The sequence below is a fragment of the Acinetobacter sp. CY73 genome, from assembly GCF_059515865.1.
In genome coordinates, this window is record NZ_JCAKMZ010000034.1 from 1 (window position 1) to 25,344 (window position 25,344).

Annotated in this window: 24 protein-coding genes and 1 pseudogene; 17 read left to right on the plus strand and 8 right to left on the minus strand. The window is 37.2% G+C overall.

The window, feature by feature from the left end; all coding sequences use genetic code 11:
* Together AC5YD2_RS13900 and AC5YD2_RS13905 are read left to right on the plus strand one after the other, a co-directional pair.
* The coding region (locus AC5YD2_RS13900; RefSeq protein WP_496126899.1) for a transposase at positions 1-302 on the plus strand (302 nt) is incomplete at its 5' end.
* A 189-nt stretch (positions 303-491) separates the two neighbouring features.
* Positions 492-638: a hypothetical protein gene (locus AC5YD2_RS13905; protein WP_496126900.1), complete on the plus strand. Its 147-nt coding sequence runs from the start codon at positions 492-494 to the stop codon at positions 636-638.
* 50 nt (positions 639-688) lie between these two features.
* On the opposite strand, the gene AC5YD2_RS13910 is transcribed toward AC5YD2_RS13905, so the two are convergent.
* Positions 689-1,480, minus strand: coding sequence for an rRNA large subunit pseudouridine synthase E (locus AC5YD2_RS13910; RefSeq protein WP_496126901.1), 792 nt, complete (start codon positions 1,478-1,480; stop codon positions 689-691).
* 196 nt (positions 1,481-1,676) lie between these two features.
* Between AC5YD2_RS13910 and icd the strand changes: the two genes are divergently transcribed.
* Entirely contained in the window at positions 1,677-2,933 is a 1,257-nt protein-coding gene (gene icd / locus AC5YD2_RS13915) for an NADP-dependent isocitrate dehydrogenase (RefSeq protein ID WP_496126902.1), read from the plus strand.
* A gap of 66 nt (positions 2,934-2,999) precedes the next feature.
* On the opposite strand, the gene AC5YD2_RS13920 is transcribed toward icd, so the two are convergent.
* Positions 3,000-4,175: a YbfB/YjiJ family MFS transporter gene (locus tag AC5YD2_RS13920; RefSeq protein ID WP_496126903.1), complete on the minus strand. Its 1,176-nt coding sequence runs from the start codon at positions 4,173-4,175 to the stop codon at positions 3,000-3,002.
* Between the two features lie 427 nt (positions 4,176-4,602).
* Between AC5YD2_RS13920 and AC5YD2_RS13925 the strand changes: the two genes are divergently transcribed.
* The 5 genes from AC5YD2_RS13925 to AC5YD2_RS13945 all read left to right on the plus strand — a co-directional run bounded on the left by AC5YD2_RS13925 (position 4,603) and on the right by AC5YD2_RS13945 (position 10,479).
* Positions 4,603-5,079, plus strand: a complete 477-nt coding sequence (locus tag AC5YD2_RS13925; protein WP_496126904.1) for a hypothetical protein — start codon at positions 4,603-4,605, stop codon at positions 5,077-5,079.
* Positions 5,080-5,181: 102 nt separating this feature from the next.
* A complete protein-coding gene (locus AC5YD2_RS13930; protein WP_496126905.1) occupies positions 5,182-5,721 on the plus strand; it encodes a M23 family metallopeptidase in 540 nt (179 codons plus the stop codon).
* 372 nt (positions 5,722-6,093) lie between these two features.
* The gene (locus AC5YD2_RS13935) at positions 6,094-6,348 is read left to right on the plus strand and encodes a hypothetical protein (protein WP_496126906.1); all 255 of its coding nucleotides are present in this window, start codon (positions 6,094-6,096) and stop codon (positions 6,346-6,348) included.
* Positions 6,349-6,678: 330 nt separating this feature from the next.
* Positions 6,679-7,506: a PhzF family phenazine biosynthesis protein gene (locus AC5YD2_RS13940; protein WP_496126907.1), complete on the plus strand. Its 828-nt coding sequence runs from the start codon at positions 6,679-6,681 to the stop codon at positions 7,504-7,506.
* A gap of 207 nt (positions 7,507-7,713) precedes the next feature.
* Complete coding sequence (locus AC5YD2_RS13945) at positions 7,714-10,479, plus strand: M16 family metallopeptidase (RefSeq protein ID WP_496126908.1); 2,766 nt, start codon at positions 7,714-7,716, stop codon at positions 10,477-10,479.
* A gap of 179 nt (positions 10,480-10,658) precedes the next feature.
* Here the strand turns inward: AC5YD2_RS13945 and AC5YD2_RS13950 are convergent, their stop codons facing one another.
* Positions 10,659-11,729, minus strand: a complete 1,071-nt coding sequence (locus tag AC5YD2_RS13950) for an amidohydrolase family protein (RefSeq protein WP_496126909.1) — start codon at positions 11,727-11,729, stop codon at positions 10,659-10,661.
* A gap of 234 nt (positions 11,730-11,963) precedes the next feature.
* A complete protein-coding gene (locus AC5YD2_RS13955) occupies positions 11,964-12,377 on the minus strand; it encodes a DUF3144 domain-containing protein (protein WP_496126910.1) in 414 nt (137 codons plus the stop codon).
* Positions 12,378-12,485: 108 nt separating this feature from the next.
* Between AC5YD2_RS13955 and AC5YD2_RS13960 the strand changes: the two genes are divergently transcribed.
* Both AC5YD2_RS13960 and AC5YD2_RS13965 read left to right on the plus strand, forming a co-directional pair.
* Positions 12,486-13,118 (plus strand): hypothetical protein, encoded by a 633-nt coding sequence (locus tag AC5YD2_RS13960; RefSeq protein WP_496126911.1) that lies wholly within the window; start codon positions 12,486-12,488, stop codon positions 13,116-13,118.
* A 91-nt stretch (positions 13,119-13,209) separates the two neighbouring features.
* On the plus strand, positions 13,210-14,913 hold the full coding sequence (locus AC5YD2_RS13965) for an ATP-binding cassette domain-containing protein (protein WP_496126912.1): 1,704 nt from the start codon (positions 13,210-13,212) through the stop codon (positions 14,911-14,913).
* Between the two features lie 109 nt (positions 14,914-15,022).
* Here AC5YD2_RS13965 and AC5YD2_RS13970 read toward each other — a convergent pair whose 3' ends face one another.
* Complete coding sequence (locus AC5YD2_RS13970; protein WP_496126913.1) at positions 15,023-16,300, minus strand: MFS transporter; 1,278 nt, start codon at positions 16,298-16,300, stop codon at positions 15,023-15,025.
* A 119-nt stretch (positions 16,301-16,419) separates the two neighbouring features.
* On the opposite strand from AC5YD2_RS13970, the gene AC5YD2_RS13975 reads away from it, so the two are divergent.
* Positions 16,420-17,079 carry a TetR/AcrR family transcriptional regulator gene (locus AC5YD2_RS13975; protein WP_496126914.1) on the plus strand — a complete coding sequence of 220 codons (660 nt, stop codon included), beginning with the start codon at positions 16,420-16,422 and terminating at the stop codon, positions 17,077-17,079.
* A 516-nt stretch (positions 17,080-17,595) separates the two neighbouring features.
* On the opposite strand, the gene AC5YD2_RS13980 is transcribed toward AC5YD2_RS13975, so the two are convergent.
* Complete coding sequence (locus tag AC5YD2_RS13980; protein ID WP_496126915.1) at positions 17,596-19,101, minus strand: CYTH domain-containing protein; 1,506 nt, start codon at positions 19,099-19,101, stop codon at positions 17,596-17,598.
* Between the two features lie 268 nt (positions 19,102-19,369).
* Here AC5YD2_RS13980 and AC5YD2_RS13985 point away from each other — a divergent pair, with 268 nt between their 5' ends.
* Positions 19,370-19,753, plus strand: coding sequence for an Mpo1-like protein (locus AC5YD2_RS13985; RefSeq protein ID WP_496126916.1), 384 nt, complete (start codon positions 19,370-19,372; stop codon positions 19,751-19,753).
* 289 nt (positions 19,754-20,042) lie between these two features.
* The gene (locus tag AC5YD2_RS13990) at positions 20,043-20,486 is read left to right on the plus strand and encodes a hypothetical protein (protein WP_496126917.1); all 444 of its coding nucleotides are present in this window, start codon (positions 20,043-20,045) and stop codon (positions 20,484-20,486) included.
* Positions 20,487-20,782: 296 nt separating this feature from the next.
* On the opposite strand, the gene AC5YD2_RS13995 is transcribed toward AC5YD2_RS13990, so the two are convergent.
* Positions 20,783-21,232: a winged helix-turn-helix transcriptional regulator gene (locus AC5YD2_RS13995; RefSeq protein ID WP_496126918.1), complete on the minus strand. Its 450-nt coding sequence runs from the start codon at positions 21,230-21,232 to the stop codon at positions 20,783-20,785.
* Between the two features lie 124 nt (positions 21,233-21,356).
* On the opposite strand from AC5YD2_RS13995, the gene AC5YD2_RS14000 reads away from it, so the two are divergent.
* The gene (locus AC5YD2_RS14000) at positions 21,357-22,613 is read left to right on the plus strand and encodes an MFS transporter (protein ID WP_496126919.1); all 1,257 of its coding nucleotides are present in this window, start codon (positions 21,357-21,359) and stop codon (positions 22,611-22,613) included.
* A gap of 40 nt (positions 22,614-22,653) precedes the next feature.
* On the opposite strand, the pseudogene AC5YD2_RS14005 reads toward AC5YD2_RS14000, so the two are convergent.
* Positions 22,654-23,476, minus strand: a pseudogene (locus AC5YD2_RS14005) (IS5 family transposase).
* A gap of 74 nt (positions 23,477-23,550) precedes the next feature.
* Here AC5YD2_RS14005 and AC5YD2_RS14010 point away from each other — a divergent pair.
* The 3 genes from AC5YD2_RS14010 (at position 23,551) to thiE (ending at position 25,303) form a co-directional block, all read left to right on the plus strand.
* Entirely contained in the window at positions 23,551-24,015 is a 465-nt protein-coding gene (locus AC5YD2_RS14010) for an alpha/beta fold hydrolase (RefSeq protein WP_496126920.1), read from the plus strand.
* Positions 23,994-24,248 carry an alpha/beta fold hydrolase gene (locus AC5YD2_RS14015; protein ID WP_496126921.1) on the plus strand — a complete coding sequence of 85 codons (255 nt, stop codon included), beginning with the start codon at positions 23,994-23,996 and terminating at the stop codon, positions 24,246-24,248. Before AC5YD2_RS14010 ends, AC5YD2_RS14015 begins: the two co-directional genes overlap by 22 nt.
* Before the next feature lie 434 nt (positions 24,249-24,682).
* On the plus strand, positions 24,683-25,303 hold the full coding sequence (gene thiE / locus AC5YD2_RS14020) for a thiamine phosphate synthase (protein ID WP_496126929.1): 621 nt from the start codon (positions 24,683-24,685) through the stop codon (positions 25,301-25,303).
* The last annotated feature ends 41 nt before the right edge of the window (positions 25,304-25,344 follow it).

Genomic DNA, 25,344 nt, shown 5'->3' on the forward strand with positions numbered 1-25,344 from the left:
ATGTTGCTGACATCAAAATGGTGGAGCAGTTGGTCGAGGGGTTCGAGGCAAAGCTTTATGCGGATCGTGGTTATATTAGTCAAGATTTAAAAATTAAGTTAAAAGATCAAGGTATTGATTTGATTACTTATCATCGGAAGAACATGCGGTCTGTTGAGCTCAGTGTGCCAGATGAATATCACTTAAAACAGCGCAATAAAATAGAAACGTTATTCAGCCTATTGAAAGGTCAATACAATTTAGTGACGAGTAAAGCACGAAGAATTCATGGATTTCTAAGTGGAATTTACGCCTCGATATGAGCATATCAATTAACCCATCGAAATAAGCCAACAATTCAAATTATTGATTCATCGGCTTAAGCAGGATTCGGGTTAGGTAATAAATCTAATGCTTGGATACATGAAGATGAAATTAGAGTACTGACAGAATCATCTGGATTAAAAGAAATTAGTGAGGATGCTATAACAGGGATATATTTTGGATTAAGAATGCCTGAGCGTAGTGATAAAGATACGGTAGTTAGTCAAAACGATGTTATGTTTGCACTAAAAAATAAGAAGATTAAATTTTATAAAATGTATTTAGAACCTGATAGTTATCTGCTTAATTTTAATGAGATTGAGAATAAATTTTAAAAAATTAACCCCCTCATTTAAGGGGGTTAATTTACAAAACCTTCTAAATCTTAACGCCCATTATTACGTCCACGCCCACGAGGCGCTTTAGTATTCGGACGCGTTGTACCATTGGTTTTACGCTTTGGTTTCTCACTGTCATCCATCTGCCAAATACGCTTCGTCCCTGATTTTTTGACAGTCCCATCTTTTTTCTTACGAACGATCGGTTTACCACCCGTACCACCCGGTTTTTTCACATAAGAACGTGAACGGTATGGCTCTTCAGCGGGAATGCTTTGGAAATCAGGATAAAGCAAAGGTTCGATTTCTTTGGTTTCACCCGGTTGCAAACCCATTTGAATCAAATCAATTGCACCGATTTTGGTACGGATTAAGCGAAGCGTTGGGAAGCCAACAGCAGACGTCATACGACGAACTTGACGATTACGACCTTCACAGATTGAAATCTCAACCCAAGACGTTGGAACAGACGCACGGAAACGAACAGGTGGAACACGTTCCCACAACCATTCAGGCTCAGCAACTTTGGCAGCTTTAGCAGGAAGCGTCATGCCATCTTTAAGTTCGATGCCTTTGCGAAGCTGTTCTAAAGCTTCTTCAGTCACATCACCTTCAACCTGAACCAAATAAGTTTTAAATTTCTTATTTTCAGGGTTGGTGATGTATTGGTTTAAACCACCGTGATCAGTAAGGAATACTAAACCTTCAGAGTCCATGTCCAAGCGACCCGCAAGACGTAACGATGGATCATTTACGAAATCTGCCATCGTTTGGTGTTTTTCGTCAGGACGGAATTGGGAGAGGACGTCATAGGGTTTGTTAAGAATGACGATTTTCATATGGGATAACTTCTGTAATTCAAAAATTTAAAAAGCTCAAGATTTATTCAATAGAGAAATGTTGTTATTTCCTACATAAATCTCAAAAACAGCGAATATGGATTACAGTATTATGCGTGAAGTGCCGTTGAAAGTATCGCCTATTGGCAAATATTTTTTAGATTCACATTCCACAATAATAAGGAGAACCTAAAAAATGGGTTATCAAAAGATCATTGTTCCAGCGGATGGAAGCAAAATTACCGTCAATGCTGACTTATCATTGAATGTTCCCAATCATCCGATTATTCCATTTATTGAAGGTGATGGCATCGGTGTAGATATTACGCCAACGATGAAAGCTGTGGTTGATGGTGCGATTCAAAAAGCTTATGCGGGAAAACGTTCGATCGTCTGGATGGAAGTCTATTGTGGAGAAAAAGCCAATAAAATTTATGGCAGTTATATGCCAGAAGAAACTTTTGAGGCACTTAGAGATTATGTGGTTTCGATCAAAGGACCACTTACGACGCCAGTAGGCGGTGGGATTCGCTCTTTGAACGTTGCATTACGCCAAGAGCTTGATCTTTATGTGTGTGTACGTCCAGTGCGTTGGTTTGAAGGTGTTCCGTCACCTGTACGTCGCCCTGAACTGACCGATATGGTGATCTTCCGTGAAAACTCAGAAGATATTTATGCAGGGATCGAATGGAAAGCGGACTCTCCTGAAGCGAAAAAAATCATTAAATTTTTAAAAGAAGAAATGGGCGTGACCCAAATTCGTTTTGAAGACAATTGCGGAATCGGGATTAAACCTGTCTCAAAAGAAGGGACACAGCGTTTAGTGCGTAAAGCCATTCAATTTGCCATTGATAATGACAAGCCGAATGTGACCTTGGTGCATAAAGGCAACATCATGAAATACACCGAAGGCGCATTTAAAGAATGGGGCTATGAAGTCGCAATCGAGCGTTTCGGTGGAGAACTATTGGATGGTGGTCCTTGGGTGAAAATTAGAAATCCGAGAACAGGCAAAGACATCATCATCAAAGATGTCATTGCCGATGCCTTCTTACAACAAATTTTGATGCGTCCATCCGACTACTCTGTGATTGCAACATTGAACTTAAATGGTGACTATATTTCTGATGCTTTAGCCGCAGAAGTTGGTGGGATTGGGATTGCTCCGGGTGCAAATATTGGTGGTGCAATTCAAGTCTATGAAGCAACACATGGTACAGCACCGAAATATGCAGGTCAGGACAAGGTGAATCCAGGCTCAATCATCCTTTCTGCTGAAATGATGCTACGTGATCTGGGCTGGAATGAAGCCGCTGATTTGATTATCAAAGGCATATCTGGCGCAATCGCAGCAAAAACGGTGACCTATGATTTTGAGCGACTCATGCAAGGTGCAACCTTGTTACGCTGTTCTGAGTTTGGTCAAGCGATCATTCAACACATGGATGCTTAAGCTTGGTCTAAGCTTAAAAAGCATAAAACCCGCATTACAGCGGGTTTTTTTAGCCTTAAGATTCGATTAAACATACTCTGTTTGTTCTTTCTTTCGCGTCACCCAAAAGAATTGCATCGTACCAAGGAATAACACGCCAGTAGCCAATAAAAACTGCTGGTGATATTCAACCCCTAAAATTTGTAAGCCACTAAAGCTCAAACCACCGACCAGTTGTACTGTTGCAAACAGAATGGTTGCAATACTCCAGAGCTTTTTATACGAGGCGGTATAGCGTTGCAAAATGGTGTAGGACGTCAGAAAGACCACGGCTGGGTTGAGCAAGCCAGTTAAAAAAGACGACATGAAAGTGAGTATTGAATATTGACTGACGATTGCGATCAAAATCGCAAAGACATAACAGCTATATAGAATTTTTAAGGCTTGAATATTGCCGAACCTCTTCGCAAGGAGATAAGAACTGATTGCACCTAAGGCACTACCGAATCCATAAAGAATCCAGTTCAAATTCATCCAATACAAATCTAGCTTAAGCACTTCATTTAAATAATCAATCCAAAACAGTGAATGCGGTACATAGGCAAATGCACTCGCACCATACACCGCCAGTAAACTAAAAAAGAAAATATTCAGTTCTACTTTACTGGTTATCGGAGCAACTTGCGTTGAAATCTGTGTCTTAAAATAATTAAGGTAAATACTCAGGATGACCGTAATGATCACAGCAAATGTCGCTAAGATCAGCCATGCGGTTTGTGTTGAAATACGATCAAGATAAGGTAAAAACAAGGTCGCAAGTAACACACCAAGACCGATGCCACTAAAGCCAATAAAGTTGATCTGAAAGCGGTCTTTGAGTTCACAACACTGAGCGACGATACTCGGGGACAGAATCATGATTAAACCACCACAAATACCCGAAATGATCCGCCAAAACATATACCAAGCTTGAGGGAAACCATCAAAGGCACAGCAAAACAGACTTAAACTACCCGCGATGGCAGCACCCTGAATATAACGCGTCATAGTTCGTGTTTGAGGTAAACGCATTGCCCAGAATGCACCGATCAGATAGCCCAATAGATTTGCACTGCTTAAAATACTGGCAAATTGTGCTGACCATTCAAAGCTTTCACGGGTACTGGGTAATAATGCTGTATATGAAAATCGCAAAATGCCAATACCTAGGCACATGCACAAACAAAGAAAAATACTCAACTGAGCTTTATGGGTAGAGAACATCCTGTTCCTCTATTTTTAATGTATAAAAATGATTTAAATCTATAGTATTGATTTGAATGAAAAGTGTCCAATTAAAACATGGGGATTACACTTAAGTATGACGATTCAGTAATTGATTAAATTGAGTAATAAATTAAATGAGTTAGAGGAAAAGTATTAAGGGTTATTCACTTCTATACTGTGGTTAAGATGTATTGAACAATTAGTTTCTTTATTGAAAGAAAAATTAAATAACCCGAATCGCGGATAAGGATTTTTCTTTAAAATCATAAGCTAAATGTAATTTTATGATTAATTTTTAGTGCTATCAGATCAAGGTAAATACTTTTTTATGATCAAAATGATGCATAAATCTTAAGATGAATTGTCTCATTGCCTTAAGCAGGATTCGGGTTAAATAACAATAGAAAAAAATGAGTGTTTTTAAATGAATCAGATTGATGAAAAGTTAAGATTTTATGCACATGCTTTGGTTCTTGGTATTGTAAATATAAATGAAGTGAATGAATGGTTATTTGAGGTGATTGAGCAGAATGATCTGCATGATATTCCTGATAATTTTTTTGAATTGGTACATTACGATCAAAAACAAATGCTGAATTTTATTTCGGAACAAAGACTCACTGAAAATAAGTCTCATCACCAGGCGAGAAGACTTTTAAAATACTATTTAGATAAAAATCAGCTCATTTCAAGCCAGTGTTTATTAGATGATCAGCATCGAGCACATTTATTTAATATTGCCAGTGTATTTGAACTAGATGAAGCTTATACATATCTTTCATTGATACATGATGACCATTATATTAACTATGTTTATAGGGATAAAAATACAACTGATTTTATAAAATTTCTGGATAATATTTGGTTAGAGATTCTCAATCAATCAACGTCCTCACATTGATGGCTGATCTACAATGTGTATTCATTTTCAGTGGAAGAAAAGATCCATCTTTATTTATATTTTTTCTGATTAATTTTTAATTATTTTTTTGAGAACTTTTACATGAACAAAGTAAAACTCATTCTTTTGGCAGGATCGTTGAGTCTACTGACCGCATGTCAGCCACCCCCATCAGGTGAGCATGCTGGACTGGCTTATCCTTATCTATATTATCAATTACAACAACAAAAACTTTCCGAGACTTTGCCTGTTCCAGTTGAAGGTGTGAAGCCAAGGCAAATTGCAGATACTTGGGGTGGTACACGAAGTGAGGGGCGCAAGCATCAAGGGGTTGATATCTTTGCAAAACGGGGAACACCCGTACTAAGTACCACTCAAGGAATCGTGTCTCAAGTTGGTTTAGATCGGCTGGGTGGGAAAGTGGTCTGGGTAATCGGACCGGCATTGAGCCGTCATTATTATGCACATTTGGATGGTTATTCTGCACAAATCCAAGAAGGGGATTGGATTGAAGTAGGTCAAGTATTGGGCTATGTGGGCAATACAGGAAATGCTCAAAATACGCCACCGCATTTACACTATGGCATTTATTTACAAGGTTCTGGTGCCACAAACCCTTATCCTTTTTTTCAGGAAAAATAGTCTATTGCCTAAGATGGTTTAAGTAGATGAGTTGTAGCTGAATATGATCAAAAATGCTGAACAAATACTTTGAAATGCTGAGTGACACTGAGTGAGCATTTGGATTGATTGTGTGAAGAAAGTAAATATTCAAAATGAATGCTGAATGATTTTATTGAGTTTTAAATTTGAGAGCTTACGTTGTCTTATTTAGATACAGGCTCAAGCTTTTCTCTTGGTAAAATTGGCGTATGTTGAAGATGTGGTCACATCATGACTTATTTGATATTTGAAATGATCAAATTTTGCCCATGATCACTTTGTTTTTTATCCTCATATCGTTTGATCCTCATAGCGTTGGTCAATCACTTAATTATGTATTGGAGTACTATCATGTCAAATCAACAACATAATCAGAATCAACAAAACCAACAACAGCAACAACAAAATCAGCAGAATGAAAACCAGCAGCAACAACAGCAACCGCAGTCTGATCAGCAAAAACAGCAACAGCAACAAAACCCAAATCAAGGGCAACACAATCAGAATAATCAACAAAACTTAAATCAGCAACAACAACAGCAACCACAATCGGATCAACAAGGTCAGCAAAACCTACAACAGAAGAACAACCAACAACGTGAATGAAAATGAGCTGTCATCCCTTTAATCTGATGAAATGAGTTAGCTTTAAAATCAAAAGCTAGCTCATTTTTTTATGTCTCTTAATTTACTCAGTCGTTTCTTTTGTAGCGAGACGGTTCTCACTGATTATCCTTAAAGCCTGATGCAAAATAGAAAATGTAATTATTGGTAAAACTGTAAAATTTAAACTTCAAAATAACGATAAACTACGAAAACTAAAAAAATGTCTAACTTATAGATAGATGATGAAAATTATTGACTGCTTCCAATGAGGAATATGCAGTGATTCATCATGCACTATTGTTGGATATATGATGCAATGGAGATTAAAAAATGAAGATGTACCAAGTGGATGCTTTTACAACGGAGCTGTTTAAAGGAAACCCAGCAGCAGTGATTGTCAGTCACGCATGGTTAACAGATTCATTGATGCAAAATATTGCGGCAGAAAATAATTTGGCCGAAACGGCTTTTGTTAAAATCATTGATCCAGATAATTTTGAAATCCGTTGGTTTACACCAAAAGTTGAAGTGGATTTTTGCGGTCATGCCACACTTGCCAGTGCTTTTGTTTTATTTAGAGATTATACGACATCAAAAACGATTCAGTTCCACGTTAAAGAGCTCGGTATTTTTACGATTAACCAGGCCAATGATGGCAAGATTCAAATGAATTTCCCGATTCGTCGTCCGCATCGTGTTGAAGAGTTTCCTGAACTTTTACATCAAGTGATTGATAAGCCATTTAAAGAGGTTTATTTAAATCAACAGGCGTATATCTTGGTTTGTGAGTCTGAACAGGACGTGATTGATGCAAAACCTAATTTTGCCATGATTAACGCGATTGCAGAGGCGTATGAAGTGAGTACTTCAATTACCGCATCTGATGCACCTGATATTTCCATTACATCAGCATCGCGAAAATATGATTATGTTGCACGTTACTTTGCACCGCATAAAGGCATCAATGAAGACCCTGTGACAGGTTCCATGCACACTGGGCTTGCACCGTTATGGGCTGAAAAACTGAATAAATATAAACTTGAAGCATTTCAAAGTTCTGAGCGAGGCGGTCAGTTGTATTGTGACATTCAAAGTCATGATCGGATTGAAATTTCAGGGTATGCAAAACTGTATATGACAGCGGAAATCCATTTCTAATTTTACAATAATTTTAGTTTCAGTCTTGAATGATTAAAGTCGCTTTAAGTTTTTAGCATCAAGAGTGAGACCCATAATACTTGCCATTTCTATTTGATCGTCTTTGTGATGTGATATTGATCACAACAAGGATGATTGGAATTAATACCAATAATCAGATGTTTATTCAAATATGAAACATCTTTAAAAACACAGATCGGACTTTTTATGTTGATACGTTTTAGAACACTTTCCTTAGCCATTTGCGTATTGGGAGTGAGTGCCACAGGTTTTGCTCAACCTATTTTATTGAAAACTGAACAAAATATCGAAGAATACAGATTAGACAATGGGTTGCGTGTCATTCTTGCACCGAATGATAAAGAAAATAAAGTCTTCTTGAATACCATTTACCTGACAGGTGCATTAAATGATCCGCAAGGTAAAGGGGGGATGGCACATCTGTTGGAACATCTGGCATTTAAAGGAACACAAAACGTAAAGGGTGAGGAGTATCAACGCCGTTTAGATCAGTATTCGTTGTCGAGTAATGCCAGTACTGACTATTACTCAACCAAATATACCAGTGTCATTCGCCCTGAAAAAACAGCGATAGATGAAATGATCTATCTTGAAGCTGAGCGTATGGATAAACTGGTGCTTCAAGAAAAGTTTGTGCCATCAGAGATCAAGATTGTTGAGCGTGAACGTGAAGTGCGCTTGGATCAGCCATTTTCAGTTTTAATGGATCAAATGTGGAAGTCGGCTTATGGCAATCAATATTTGGGACGTTTACCCATTGGTGATTTAAAAGAATTACAGTCGATTAAAATGGACGAGCTCAATTCATTTTATCGAACGTGGTATACACCGAATAATGCGGTGATGGTGATTGCAGGTAAATTCAATAAACAAGACGTTTTGGCGACCATTGAAAAGAATTTTAAATCTATTCCAGCACGTCCTGTTCCTCAACAGGTTCAAGTGCCAGTATTGAACAGTTCAAAAATAAAAACGCGTCAATTTGAAGTGCAAAAGGGCAGTGATTTTGGTAAATATAATATTTACCTGAATGGTAAAAACCAAAAAATTCAGCCTGCGTTGGCTTTAGCACCTTATCTATTTACCATGCAACCGAGTGGACATTTATATAAAGATGTCGTTGAAACTGGAACAGCAACACAGGTTCAATCCACCACTTGGTTAGATCAAGATTTTAACTTGGTTTTCATGGGGGCAATCTATGCACCCAACCATGATGCTCAAAAAGTCGGTACAGCTTTAGTGCAAGGTATTGAGAAAAAACATAAATTTAATGAAACTGAGTTGAACCGTGTTAAAAATCTGATCAAAAATAGTCAAAAAAGTATGATGAGCAGTGCTTCAGCAGTAGGCAGTATGCTCAGTGATTATGTGGTGTCATCAAATGGAGACTGGACGCAGTTCTTTAAGGATCAGAAAGAATTGCAAAACTTGTCTGTAAAAGAAGTGAACGAAGTTATTTCTGAGTTTCTGACCGCTGATCATCGTATTATGGGGGATATTAAACCCACACCTGAAGATCAAAAAAAGGCGCAACAACAAAAACAATCAACTGAAAATGCGAAAACCTTAGATCAACAAGATACTCCCCCTGAACCGTTGAAAGATGTCAGTGTTTATCAAGCTGAAGTGAAGCAGTATGTAGCGCAGTCAGCAACACAATTAGAAGTTTTAGAAAAGAAAATTCAACGTGGCAAATTAAAAAATGGGATGGGCTATGCATTATTCCCGACCATAACGCGTGATGATAAAACCTATGCAACGATTTCAGTAAACTTCGGTACCGATGAGTCGCTGATGCATAAAGCTGAAATTATTGATTTCACAGCTTATTTACTGCTTCGTGCCTCAGATAAATACAGCTTGCAAGATATCGCAGATAAATCAATCGCTGCAGGTGGTCGTGCCTCTGCTTCATCCTCCGATAATGGCATGCTCATTCAAATTTCTGCCAACAATGATCAATTTGAAGATTTCTTTAAATACATCGTTAGCGTGATGCAAAATCCGAAGTTCGAGCAAACTCAGTTTGATTTGATCAAATCACAAAGCTTATCGAGTTTAAATCGACCTTATACTGAGCCTGAAACGGTTGCTGCTCTGACCATTTCGCGTTTGATTGAGCAGTATCAACCCGGTGATTTGCGTTATCACTTCGAACCAGAGTTGGCTAAAAAGCAGATTAGTGCAGCAAGTGTTGAACAAGTGAAAAATTTCTATCGTGATTTTTTTGCCATGAATCATGCCAATATTGCGGTGACAGGGAATTTTAAAGCACCGAATCTGTTGGAATTTATGAATGCTGAATTTTCAAAATGGAATACCAAACAAGACTATGTGCGACTGACACAAAAATATCAGCAGTATCCAGCTCAAAAAATTCATGTACTGGCGGAGCAACGTCAGTTCGGTAGTTATCAAGCATTGATGACGATCCCATTGAGTTCAGATCACCCTGATATGCCTGCCTTGATGATGTTTAGCCAAATATTGGGTGAGTCGCAACTTTCCTCTCGTTTAGCCATGGAACTGCGTGAAAAGAATGCCTTGGTGTATGGTTTCGGAAGTTCTCTAAGTTTGAGTGAGTATGAGCCATCGGGTGCATTAGGCATTAACGCGAACTACACTGCGGGCAAATCTGCGCAAGTTTCTCAAGTGGTTCACAAAGTGCTGAATGACCTGTTGGCTCAAGGTGTGACTGAGCAAGAGCTTGAAGCTGCAAAATCCACTGTACTGAAAAAGCGTTATACGTCGCTTGAAGATGAACGCCGTGTGCATCGTATGTTGGTGCCACAGTTAGAGCGTAATCGTGATTTATTATTCCGTAAGCAACGTGATCAAGCAATCGCGAAATTGACCAAAGCTGATGTTGATGCGGTGATTAAAAAATACATTAAACCTAACCAGTTGGTTGAGGTCATGGCAGATCAATACGGTCAGCCTGCAAAATAAACAGCATTTAAGTTGAGCGAATGCAAAAATCGCTCTTCTAAAAAAGTGCTTTTAAGTTAAGCATGCTCTTGATTTAAAAAAAGCCCCGTTTACTTACTTATAGGCAAGACGGGGCTTTTTTTTATTACACGCTATGGACATATCTATTATTGTAAGTAACCTTATTCTTGGATTAAAAATTAGGGCTTGATACGATAAAATTGCATGGCATTTTTACGAAACACTTGATTAAGTGCATCGGGATCATAGGCTGCCACGACATCACTAAAGGCATCAATAATATTAACCAATGATGTACTGACACGATCCATCGGGAAGTTTGAAGCAAACATAACGCGATATTGCCCAAAGCTTTGTAGAGCATGGGTGATCAGTGGATGAACCAGTTCAAATACTTGCTCTTTGGATGCGAGCTGATTTTTTTGATGAAAATGATGACCGAGTACAGGCATCATCAATCCAGAGATTTTGGTGTAGACATTGGGCAAAGTTGCCAGTTCAGCGATGTCTTCTTTCCAGTGGAACAGGATATTTTCACGAGCAGTTTTTGTAAGACCCGTGTGCTGACCCACTGCACCAAAAAGACCTGCGGGTGTACCCAAATGATCAAGAACAATCGAAGTTTCAGGGAATTGTTTTGCCAGTGCAATAACATCTGAAAGTTGGGTTGAATAGGTCCAAGCATCGAAGCTGAGACTATATTGCGCCAATAACTCAAAGCCTTTTAGAAACTTTTTATTGCGATATAAATGCGGTTCATCTGCCCAAGCGTAAATGCCTTGATCTTCATGAAAGGACGCCATTTTACGAATCCCTCTAAAATGGGGAGACGTTTGCTTATGCATTTTTAATATTTTTTTAAAATTTGAATCACGCGGATCAGCGGTTGCAACCAGAGCACCCAACTTTAAATTGTGTTGATGCAAGGGGAGTGAATCAATAAATGCGGTTTCTTCAACCACGCCTTTGCCTTTCTGATGATGCCAACTGGCTTCAACATGCACGACTTGATCAACGACATAATGTCCCACATCTTTTTTATAATTTTCGGGTAAATAAGGCGCGGTGATATGTTGAGTTAAGCCAAGTGTATCAATCAACTCTTTTGATTTAACCAGACGTACGACTTTATCCAGTAGTTTTGGACGTTTACCGAATAATTTTACAGCCAAAGCCGCTGCATGTGGGGTGTGGTAAGGATCCCATTGATGAATATGTGCATCCACAATGGGAAAATCTAAATGATTCATGATCATCCTTAACTGAGTCATTGATTTTTATAAGATACGATATTCAGTTCAGTCTTCACATTGTATTTTTGTCCAAACCGTAAAATAGATGATTGACGGCGAAGTACGCTCGGATTTAAATGTTTAAGAGGACGAATTCTCAATATAAAAAAGCCCTCATCAAATGGTAGAGGGCTTCTTACACACATCATTTACTCATTCAAAAGCTTAATATACTTCTAAATTGGCTGAGACTTAGTGTTTGTGATCGTGCTTATGAGCGTGTTCGTGGTCATGCTTATTGGCATGAAACTCTTCGTTATGGCGAAAGCGAAGATAGTTTTCAAACTGTTCACAGTATTCGTCATAGTTGTCTTCAAGCATCATTTGGAACTGTTGCATGATATAAGACATCACTTGATCTTTGGCATCACGCATTTCATTGCCATCTTTAAAATTATTTGCGGCAACCCAAGTGTTAAAACGTGCAGTACCAAATAACATGGCAGCACTCACTTGACCACGCATTTCAGCAGGTTTCACTTGTGAACCTTTTTCAACACGGCAAAATTCATTGGCTTGTTTGATAAATTCATCAGCACGTTCAAAGAAAACTGCATTTAATGCTTCTTCTTCGGTTACATCAGTCGCTTCAATTTTCTGAACCATGAACTGTTCCTAGCATAAAAATCTAATGCGGTATTATAGGCAAAGCCTTGCATAAACTAAACCTTTGACTTAATCTAAAAATAGCCTAAGCAAAACATGGAGTTCATGATGCAGGATGCCATTGCAGTTCAAAGTTTAAAAAGTGATATCGCGCTTTTACGGCAAAATATTTGGCCACCTGCCGATCTTGCAAATGTTGAGGGTTTGCCGATTTATTATGGGACTCAAGATCAAGTTGACGCTTATTATCGACAGTGGGCGGGTTTGATTGAAAGGGCGCAAGATTTATTTCAGCCTTTTATGGAGGATGAAGTACTTGATGCAATTCATTTAACGAGTCATTTGAACTTGCCGTTATTTTACTTTCATGTCGATCGTATTCGCATCAATAAAACCCGAGCAAAAGAATCGAAGACTTTTCGTGGGATAGCGAGTCTCGTTGATAAATGTGGTCAATTTGAACCAGATCAAATTCAAGCCATGGCACGTTGGTTAGACAGCGATGACACAGCAGCCTTAGTGGCGCATCGTGAATTTGTCGATTTACGCACCTATGTCTTTCAACATGGTCAAAGTGAATATACGCGTACACGTTTTTATGTGAATGGAATTGTATTGAGTGTTGAACCCCACTTTGAATTGGTGGATGCACGAGATAAACCACGTAAACAGCGCAATGACAGTTATAGCGATCCGATTGGCGATAATAATACTTGGCGTGTGTTTGGGAAGAATCGTTAATATAAGCTCAACATTTTACTACATGTTCAAACTTGTAAGCTAAATCTATGATTTATAAGATGAAGACTGGAAAAATACATATCGAGTATTTATGGTCGATCAGCGCATTAAGATCTTCATTAAAGTTTGGGGGATTTTAAAACAATTCTATCCTCATCCATTTCCTTTATTACTGCTGATCAGTTTTTACTTAATGGTTATTTCTGCACTGAGTATAGGATTACCATATTTATTAAAACTATTGGTTGATCAAACTCAATTGGGGCAAGCCGAAACTTCATTTGCAAGCTTTTTTCAATTCAATTATTTATATCTGCTTGCTTTGGCTTATGCCGTGGGTTGGATGTTAAAAGAATTCATTCAACAGATGAATAACTTCAGTAGTGCAGTTTTATTAAGGCACTTTGATTCAGCTTTGATTTATGAAGGCATAAAAAATTACTTTTCACTGAAAGATAGTGTGCAAAAGCAACAGGATGTCGGTGTATTTAATAGTGATCTATTACGTGGTTCAGAAGCATTCGGACAGATTCTCTATACTAGTTTCTTTGTTATCGTTCCGATCATTCTGCAAATAGTAGGCATGGTTTGGGTGCTCGGGATGAATGTTGCATGGAGCTATGCTTTTTATTTCTTCATTTTTTCATGCTGTGCGGTGCTGTTATCTTTACTCATTACCTTTAAAACGAAAGATTTCTTTACTGAAATGTATCAGTCGAGAAATCAACTCAATCAATTTATGATCGAAAAAGTGCAATCGAGTTATGACATTAAAGTGAATAACGCAACGAATTATGAGTTGCAAGCGTTTAAAGTCAGAATCGAAAAGTTCATGCAAGAATCACGGCAGACCTATCTTAAAGTAGTTGTTTTAATGATGTATCAAGTGGCTTTTGTAGGACTATTTCTATTTGTATTTATGGGATTGTCCGTTTATTTATTTGAGCAACAGCGTTTTAGTGCAGGTAATTTTGTGCTGATTTCTAGCTATATCATTAGTTTAACTTTGCCACTGATGATGATGTCACAGAGTATTATTCGCCTGCGTGGTGACTTTATTGCCATTGAAAAATATGATGATTATTTCGAATTTGAAAAAGATCAATTCGATGAGAGAACTTTAGAACCGAATACGACTTTTTATCAATTTTTAGATGCAGAGTTGATATTGGGAAAAAGTAGAATTCAACATTTTAATTTTAAGATTGAACAAAGTAAAACTTATGTGGCAATTGGTAGAACAGGGATTGGTAAGACCAGTTTTATCAATTATTTAATGGGACTGACTCAAATCAACAGTGGTCAACTTCATTATAAAAATATTGATATTAGCCAGCAATTCTCTACCGAAATTTTTAAAGAAATTGCATTTGTCAGTCAGCATCCGATTGTATACTCGGGAACCTTACGTCAAAACCTCATACATAGTAGTCAACACACGTATTCAGATGACACCTTAGAGTTTTGGCTCCATCAATTTGGTTTAACGCAATTATTAGAGAAAAATAGTATTGGCTTAGATGATGATATTCAAGAGATTTACAAAAGCTTTTCAGGTGGTGAGAAACAGCGCATTAGCCTGATTCGTGCAATATTAAAAAAACCACAATTGTTGATTCTAGATGAACCTACGGCAGCTTTGGATGAAAAGACCAGTCTATATTTACTGCCAATCATTCGAGAACAGGTGAGCACGATTTTTATGATTTCTCATGCAAATTATGCGATTGAATTGGCAGATGAAGTTCTAGATTTTAATCTACTTTTGAAAACACAAAACTCGGAGCAAGCGTAAATTTTCATTAATTATACTTTGCTTAATTTGAATCGATATTCAAAGTTCAGCATGTATCCAGCATGCTGAACTCAAATGCTGACTAGCAACGAAATAAAAAAAATAAAAATTAAGTATTTGGACATTGGATCTTTGGATTATTCAAGCCGCGACTATGGGTAAATACGGCAATGAGTGCTAGGCCAATCAATATAATGACACTATAAATAAGTATGCTTGCATTAAAGTGATCTACCATGAAACCACCAAATAATGCGCCAGCAGCAATCATGACTTGGAACATACCCACAAATAAGGGCATCCCTTTTTCGACAGACTCAGGTGCATGTAAAAACATCCAAATATTGGCTGTGGTTGGAAATGCACCAAAAGCAAAACCCCAGAGTGCAGTCAAAATATAGGCACCGACCAAATGCACGGCAAAAACGGGGAAACTTAAGAAAACAATACCCAAGCTGAGCCCGACCACCGCCAAGGTATAACGCACATTAATGTTGCTGCTATAACCTGCAAAAGCATTACCCAAAAAGCCTGCGGCACCATAGACCAATAACAAGGTACTAATCGTTGAACCATTAAAGCCAGCCACATTTTTAAAGAAGGGTGCCAAATAGCTATAGGTTGAAAAATGCGCAAAACTAATCAATAAAATAATTACTAGGCCTTTACGAGCTTTCGCATTTTGAAAAAGTGCAGGTAGGTCGCGATACTGAATTGATGAAGTCGGTGGTAGTTTGGGTAGAAAAAAATACTCAAGTAATAAAATGACAGAACCTATCACCGCCGTGATGACAAAAGCGCTTCGCCACCCGTACAGTTCACTCAGCCAAGTGCCAATCGGAACACCCAAAACTGTAGCCAAAGTCACGCCAGCCATAACAATTGCTGTGGCTTTTGCAATCGGAAGATGAGAAGGCGCAACCCGACCACTGAGCGCAATTGCGGTTGCCCAAAATCCACCAATGGCAATACCCAATATGAATCGACTGAGTAACAGTAACTCAAAACTTGCCGCATAAGCAGTGATGAAATTGGCGAAAACCATGACAGCGGTTAGAGAGATCAATAGCACTCTTCGATCTAGGCTTTTCACCCAAACCGAAATTAGGGGTGCAGCAAAAGCACCCATGATGGCAGGTAGGGTAATCACTAAACCTGCTGTGCCGACACTGACATGCAGGTCTTGCGCGATTGCATTTAACACACCAATCGGTAAGAACTCACTGGTAACGAGAATGAATGCGGTAATCGAAAGGGTAATCACGGCATACCAGTTGCCTTCTGTTTGAGGTGTTTGTTCTTTAGGTGCTTGTTCTTCAGATGCTGGGTCTTCAGATGCTGGGTCTTGATGCAGATTTGTTTCAGTCTGTTTAACTTGAGTGTTCATTGACGGTCACTCCTTGAATTTCTAATTTCATAGTGATTGTTATGAAATTAAAATATTTGATTTATTGCGTGAGGTCAATTAATTTATTAGTGATCGTTATAAAATTATTTGGGGTGGTTATGATAGAAATGGCAAAGCCAGAAAATCAACAAGATAGTGTCGTGGCTAAACCAAAGGGACGCGGACGTCCGAAATGCTTTAATGAACAACAAGCACTTGAGAAGGCCATGTTGTTGTTTTGGCAATACGGCTATGAAGCCACCTCAATTAGTGATCTGACTCAAGCGTTAGGAATAACAGCCCCAAGCCTCTATAGCACTTTTGGCGGAAAGGCTGCGCTTTTCGAAAAATGCTTGGATTATTATGTACAGCATGAAGCTTGTTCAATGGATCAGATTTTCATCCAAGCCAAGTCCACTAAAATAGCGATTGAACTGTATTTATTTGAAAATCTAAAACGTTTGATTCAAGCGCATAAACCTGTTGGTTGTATGTTGGTGGTTGCCACTATGAATTGTTCGACTGAAAATAGTGCGGTACAACAACAGCTACTTGAAAAACGGCTACAGACCAAATCAAAAATTTATGATCGCTTGGTCTTGGGGCAACAGTCGGGGGATATTCCTGCCCATGCGGACGTTCAGGCTATGACGGATTACTATACAACGCTCATCCAAGGCATGACCATTCAAGCGCGAGATGGTGCCGAACTGAGTCAACTTGAAAATGTTGTGAAATTGGCGATGAAATCGTGGGATATTTTTATTCAAGAGAGTTGAAATTAGGTACAAATTATTCGCAATCATTATAAAGTTGAATTAACAAAATAACCTAAAGATAGTCACTTACTTAAAGTTATGTATATTGTGATTCTTACTTATACAAGTACTAAGATAAGATGGAGTTAAAGTGTCATTCGAAACCGAAGCTTTTATCAACATTATTGCTCTCATTCTGCATTTTATTGAAAAAAACATAGATCACCTTTGTTTGCATTGATAAGTTCATTAGACCACTTTCATCAATCATTTTTTGAACTTTTGAAATTCATGATGTAAGTTTCCTCTCCTTTCAGGAGAGGGTTAGGGAGAGCTTGTATTATGCTTAAAAGCCCTCATCCTCTTGCGGAATGCATTCCTCATCCCAAGGGGAGACGGGACTTTCATTGATCATTTAAGTACCGATTAATGATCATTTTTTGATTTTTGAAAAAACTCTATTAATACGTTAATAACGCATTTGATCATAGAGCGAATGTTTTAACTCGGATCTATGATCATTCAAGATTATAAAAATTATTTGATAAATTTACGACTGACTAAGAATTGCTCAGTGGCTTCAATCAATTTCTCTGCATAAACTTCTTGTTTGGCAGTGAGCCAACCCAGTGCAAACCAGTCACTGGCTTCAAGTTCAGTCTGCTGTAAGTAAGATGAAGAAGAGGCGAGGATTTGATACTGCTGCGCTGCTTCATGCGCGTCATTCAAAGATTTACCATACTTTTGCAAATTCTTAACATCAAAAATATGGGTCAATATTGGAAAGCTAAATTTCAGTTCATTTAAACGCAGTGCCAATAAATCTAAACTTTCAAAATTAGTCACATCGACATCATTCAGTGTGTCTTGCAACAGCTTATATTGGTTTTGCAGGGTGTTCTGTGCATACCATTTCAGATCATTGCTTTGAACTTTTTTCGATGTTCCTAAACTGAACATCAGCAGTTCAAGGTAGTGCTGAACATTCTGTGTCGACTTGACCAGATTATTGAGTTTTTCTTTGGCATACAGCACGTCTTTACTTAAACTTTCTGCTGTTTTCGGGTTTTGCAGTAAAGCACCTAAGGTACTTTGCATATGTTCAAAATGTTTCAAATTTTCAAAGTGGCTCTTAAATGCAGCCAATTGATTTGCCCATTTATCGGTACTTTTTGAGGTCCAATCTTTAAAGATAGAGAGGGTCAAATGCAAATGATTCAGCGCCAAATGTGCCTGCTCAATATGTGTGTCTTCAGCAACTTGCGCTGAAATCGCCGCAATATTCGGCAATAAATGATTCATTTGATGGGTAATTAAGTTACGAATACTGGTTTCAGCAGATTCTTTTTTAGCCAGAATAATTTCTTTTTCAAGCGTTGCAGGACTCACTTTTAAATCTTGTAATAACAAATTGCCATATTCAGCTTTGCTACGAACATCAAGCCAAAGTTGATACTTTTTGACCCATTCAAAAGAAAAAGCTAATACAGTTGAATCTTTGCCAGATTTAAGTTCAAATTCAACTTCATGAATGTCTTGTGTTTTGTCACCAGATTTAACCTGACCAATATCCACACACACTTCAATTTCAGCATCTTCATACGTAATCACACGTAATGTGCGCTCGATCTCAGTTTCAAATTGAAGTTGTAAGGACTCTTTTTGAGTACCGAGAGCATTGTCTAGGATTTTTTTGGCTTCTGAATTTTGATCATAAATACTCAGGTCTAAACATGGGGTCGTGGCTTGCTTTAAAGCATCGGAATCATCAGATGTTGGCTCATTTACAATCATCTCACCAAGATCATAATTGTCTTCGAAACGGTGTAAGTTGCTTTTACCTGCAGCTTTTAAGGTTTGAATCCAGCGATTGCCTTCAAGACGTTGACGTAATGCAACGCCATGTTGTGACAATAGACGATCTGGTGTGTCGTAATATTTTGCTTGAAGTTGAATAATCTCAGATTTTTTTGGATCGACCGCTTTCATTAAAGCCATACGGCGTGTTTCTGGAATCTGAAACTTCAGTTCAACTTCAGTCATGGTAAAATCCTAAACAAATTCTATTTATAAAAACAATACATTAAGTCAATTAACTTTGATTAATTGAGTCAAAAGTGTATTCGCTTGATGCACATACAATATTTAAAGTCATGCATCAGAAGTGAAGGATTGTAACTGAATTAAAATGAAATACATGGCTATTAAAATTGAATGCTTCACAAATATGCGTTTTTCAATTTGGCAATGTGGACTTTCTATTTGGACAAGATTGCATTAGAGTGATTGAAAAAGGAACAAGAAGATTGCTATGAATGCACAAGTAGAGCCTAAGTTTGAACTTAGTCCAACACCAGAGTTTCAGCTTCCGATAAAAAAATATTCTGAATTTTATCGTTTTTATTTAACCGAACACCGCAGCATCATGAGTCGCCGTTTACATGCAGCGGGAAGCAGTGTCGGGATTTATTTTTTCAGCAAAGCCATTCTTCAAAGAAAAGCCAAATATCTTGTCTATGGTTTAGTTTCAGGCTATGCATGTGCATGGGTGGGACATTTTGTCTTTGAAAAAAATAAGCCTGCGAGTTTTAAACAACCGCTATATAGCTTTATTTCTGATTGGCGGATGTTGTCGGATATCGTAAGAGGTAACTTGAGTTTAAAAGATCGTGCTTTTGATAAGATTGATAGTTAAGTTTTTTAATTAAAGGTCTACAGTGTTTTGGTGCTTAAATCCCATAAACTGATTAAATAAGGCTAAACAAGATTCTGGAACAACTCTAAAAAAGCGAGTGTGGAACGTGAAGAATCATCAAAAAAGCCCAGTCGATGATGCTTGGTTTTTTTATATTATTATAAGATATTGAAATTTATTAAAAAATAATTCGCATAAAGTGTATTATGTTATTTTTAGAAAAACTTAAAATTCTTAATACGACAAAACTTTTTAAAACCTATTTGCCTCTGAATTATAGATACATCTTATGAAAAAGAACGGTATTAAAAATCCGATAAAAGCTACATTAATTTCCTCTCTCGTAGCTCCTTTGCCTTTTGTATTAATGGTTTTAGTAACCCTTATTTCCATGGAAAACTTTAATCTATTTGCATTTATTCAGATCTTAGGTCTTGTCCTAGTCATTATGATATTTGCTCTTCCTTTTACCTGTACCATAAATTTTGTACTGGTATTACCTATGGCTCTTTTACTTAGAAGAATAAATTCTCTATCCGCAATTTATTTGTGTTTATGGTGTTCTCTAATAGCATTTCCTGCCTTGAGTATGTATATGAGAATACTTAATGGTAGTTCAAGTAGAGAAGTTGATTTTTTACAAATCATTCTAGCCACACTTTGTGGGCTATGTTCAGGAATCGCATTTTGTCGAATTGCTAAGATTCGATTAAAACCACATGACTTATCATAAGGGGTCTTATGCAAACTTTATTCTTCTTATTAAAAAAATCATATCTTATCTATCTTAAATAATCTCAAAATACCCTAAAAAGCAGACTGCAAAACATGTCGGTTACTTTTGAGTGATGTTGATATTTATTGCTCATAAAACGATTGATCAGCAACCTGTTTTAAGTTTTAGCGGAGCTTCCATTCTTCAAATTCCTGACATTATCTTGAATCAGCATCGTCTATAAGCTTAGTTCAATCACTGTATATTCTATTTGTTATAATGTGCCTAATGATGTCTAAGAATTGATCAGATATTTATTTCATCAATTTATATACAATAGTATCCGCGTAATTGAGAATTTTATTTTCTTTTGTTTTTATTTCAATCTTCTGAATTAACTTCCCACTTTTACGTTCCACAAGTAAAGAATGCTTTTCACCAACTTGAAAGAGCTGCTCTTCACCCCATTGTCTTAAAGTAACAATGGTTGGGAAAAGATCCTCTCCTCTAGGTGTTAATACATATTCTTGATATGCAGACCCATCTGATGCGGGGACAACTTTTAAAATATTATGTTGCGTTAACATTTTTAAGCGATCACTAAGAATATTCTTGGCTATGCCCAAACTTTCTTGAAATTCACTAAATCTTTTCATGCCATCAAATGCATCACGAATAATAAGTAATGACCATCTATCACCAATAATATCTAGAGCTCTAGCAACTGGACAGTGTGAATTTTCAAAACTTTTACGCTTAGCCATAAATATTGTTCGCGAAAGATTGAGTAAAAATTATAACAGATAAGCATAAAATAATTGGTTGTATTTTAAAACTAACTTGATTAATCTTAACTGGTTTTAAAATAAAACTAGTTTGGTGGTAATAATGAACTTAGAAAAATCCACAACAATCATAAATAATCTAGTAGATCAATCAGATACAGCGAATAAACGAAAAAAAACTGCTGATAGAAAACTGCCGAAAACAATTATTTTATTGCTAGCCGTTTGCTGTGGTTTGAGTGTGGCAAATGTTTATTATGCACAACCTCTACTCGACTCGCTGGCTGAAACTTTTAATATTCAATACTCAGTAGTTGGTGGTGTGATCACTGCAACGCAAGTTGGTTGTGCTTTAGCGCTTTTTTTTGTCGTGCCTTTGGGGGATTTAGTTCAAAGAAAAAAATTAATAAAAATTCAATTGTTACTACTTTTTGTAGTTCTTATGGTGGTTGCTTTTTCACAAAATTTGCCTGTACTTTTGATTGGTATGTTGGGTGTAGGGTTACTAGGAACAGCCATGACACAAGGCTTGATCGCTTATGCAGCGACTTTAGCAAATACAAGTGAAAGAGGGCATGTTGTTGGAATTGTTCAAAGTGGGGTAGTCGTGGGGTTGCTTCTAGCACGAACGCTAGCAGGAGTGATTACAGACATTAGTGGGTGGAGAAGTATCTATATTTTATCTGCAGTATTCTCAATATTAATGCTGGTACTTATATGGCGAATATTTCCAGAGCCTAAAAAAAGTGAAATAAATTTAAATTATTATCAATTAATTGGATCGATGTTTTCACTTTTGAAAAATGAAAAAGTACTGCAATTAAGAGGGGGTTTAGGTTTGCTAATGTTTGCTGCATTTAGCATATTCTGGACAGCACTTGTTTTACCTTTAAGTGTTAAACCTTTTGAAATGTCACACACAGAAATAGGTGCATTTGGCTTAATTGGTGTTGCTGGTGCACTTGGTGCAGCAGGTGTGGGTGGATTAACGGATAAAGGATATGGGCAAAAAGCAACGGCAGTTGCATTGGTTCTTCTGGTTCTTTCATGGTTACCTCTCGTAATGATGCCATATAGTATTTGGGCACTTGTTCTAGGTATTATTTTGTTAGATTTGGGTGGTCAAGCAATACATGTGATTAACCAAAGCATGATTTTAGAGATTAATCCTGAGGGATCGGGTCGTTTAATTGGTTGCTATATGTTGTTCTATTCTGTGGGTAGTGGTTTAGGGGCGATTGCTTCAACAACAACTTTTGCATCATATGGCTGGTTGGGTGTTTGCTTACTAGGATTTATTGTAAGCGCGGCTGCATTTATTTTTTGGATAGTTTCACTGCCATATAATAAAGAGATTTGAATATACTTTTAGTTACTTAATAGACCTCTTGCGAAAGTCGTTATTGCAAGTTTATCCGGTTTACAAGTGCAGCAATTAAGTTGATGCGTAAACCGAATCGCTTACGTCTGTTTCTGTAGCGTTCACTTAATATTCTAAATGTTTTCAATTGACGATTGATGTGCTCGACCAAAATTCGTATTTTTCCAATCATTTTATTATACTTTTTCTCAACATCAAATAAGGGGAAATTCTTCTTTTTCTTTATTGGAATCAATAATTTAAAGTCATGTTCCTCTAATCCATAGTACCCTAAATCGGTTATAACATATTCACAATGTTTGAATTTATTAACGGTCTTTCTTGCCAGTGCAAGATCATGCTGACTTCCATTGGATATATCTAGCCCTATGATTTGTTTGCTCTTCGGATGATAGATCACTTGGGCTTTGAGCGTATGTTTCTTCTTTTTACCACTGTAGAATTTATTCTGATTTTTTTTAGGACGTTCGATTGAACATTCTGTTGCATCAATAATGACCCAATTAAAGTGTTAGTTTACTGTGGTAATGCTTCGTTTTGGCAGGGTAAAACGTCTTGATTTCATCAATGCATCTTCAAACTTTTTAATGGTTCGATTCACATTACTTTCAGCGATATGGTAATTCGCCGCTAATTCCAATTGAGTATAGTAGGTTCGTAAGTAGTTGAGCGTTAATAACAACTGATCCTCTATATCTAAAGGTATGAGGACGACCTGGCTTCTTTTTGAGTGATTCTGCTTTTTCTAGAACCTCGACCATTTCATTAAAAACTTGTCAAGGTACGCCAACCAAGCGTTTGAATTCAGAATCTGAAAAACGGTTTAATTTCTGATATCTCATGAAATTTATATTGAGGTGGTTTCTACTTTCACAAGAGGTCTATTATAAATAGCCATTTTTTAACGACTCTATGTATGAATGACCAATACTTATCTGTAGTTTTTATTCCCGGATTTATGTTTGATGAATCACTTTGGGATGAAGTTGCCCAAGAGTTTCCAGATCATTTCGAAATTTATAAAGCTAGCCTGCAGCAAGGTAATACTATTGAAAAAATCGCAGAAAATATCGTAAAAGATGCACCTCCTAAATTTGCATTGATTGGATTTTCACTAGGTGGTTATGTAGCAAGATCACTTGTTAATAGATTTCCAGAAAGGGTCTCTGCTCTAATATTGATTGCATCTTCACTTCGACCTGATACTAAAGACCAAAAGAAACAAAAATTGACAGCAATAAATATAAGCTCAGAAGAGCGCTTTAGAGGATTAAGTTCCATAGCAATTTCTAAAACGTTACACCCAGCTCAATCAAAAAATGACGTTATTATTAAGCGGATTCAGAAAATGGGAAAAAAATGGGTTATAAGGCATTTGTAACTCAGTCTTTGCTTAATAGAGATAGCTACGCTAGTAAAATTGAATGTCCAACGCTGATTATTTCAGGCGCACAGGATACTATTCGTTCTCAAGAAGAAGGAATAGAGCTATTAAATCAAATTCCTGGTAGTAATTTTGATGTAATAGAAAATACAGGCCATATGATTCCATTGGAACAGCCCAAAAAGTTATCAGCTTCTATGTTGAAGTGGCTTAATGCAATAGATTCATAAACTTTTTATCTATTTCTAATACAGTAGGCATGGTATCCACAGCTTTATTCTGAGTTACGTTATCGCTCTTTTCTAGACAAGTTCCCCCCTCCATTTAACATAATGGACGTTAAACCAAATTAACTACTATAAAACATTTAAAAACAAATGCCTGGTCTTTAATTTGCTTCCAAAATAAAGTGAAAGAGAAGGATTGAAACATCGTGGTTTTTTTAAAAACCTTGCTTTTTTCACCATAAAACGATTAATAGGTAGTCAATTATGAACTTTCGCCGATCTTTTATGTTCATTTTTAAATTAAACGTCAACAGAATCTTCTATATAAGTTTAGCAGATGACTGAGCTTTCTATTTTGTTGAATTTAACAAATGCGAGAGCACCGTGCTTTGTCCTATAATGGACACAATTTTGTATTTGCTTTGAGTGATTTAACCATGCGCGGTTTGTATTTAATTACCAATGATGATCCGATTGAACTGTTATTAGCCAAGTTAGAAGGTGCAATGGCGACCTATGAAGTAGCTGTTTTGCAATATCGTCGTAAAAATGTGGCCAAAGAAAAACAAGCCTACGAAATTGAATACATGAAAAACATGTGCAGTCAATATAACGTGCCTTTCGTGATTAATGACGACTTAGAAACAGCGGTGCAATATGGCATTGGTGTGCATTTAGGTCAAAACGATGGTTCAATTGTTGAAGCCAAACAACGTCTACCAAAAAATGTATTGATTGGTCGCAGTTGCAACAACTCGATTGAACTCGCTGAGCAAGCGATTGCAGATGGTGCAAACTATGTGGCGTTTGGTGCAATCTATGCAACACAGACTAAGCCAGAAGCAGGCAATATTGGTTTGGAAACTTTAAAGTTAGCAAAAGAAAAATTGAATGTGCCGATCTGTGCGATTGGTGGCTTAACGGTTGAAAATGGTGCTGAAGTGATTGCTGCAGGTGCAGATTTGTGTGCCGTGATCAGTGATGTATTGGGTGGTTCAATGTCAGCGGTTGCCCAACGTGTATATGACTGGTCTGAACTTTTTGCTGAACAGACTTAAGGTTGCTGAAAAAGCTTAATCTAAATCATATTGAATAAATT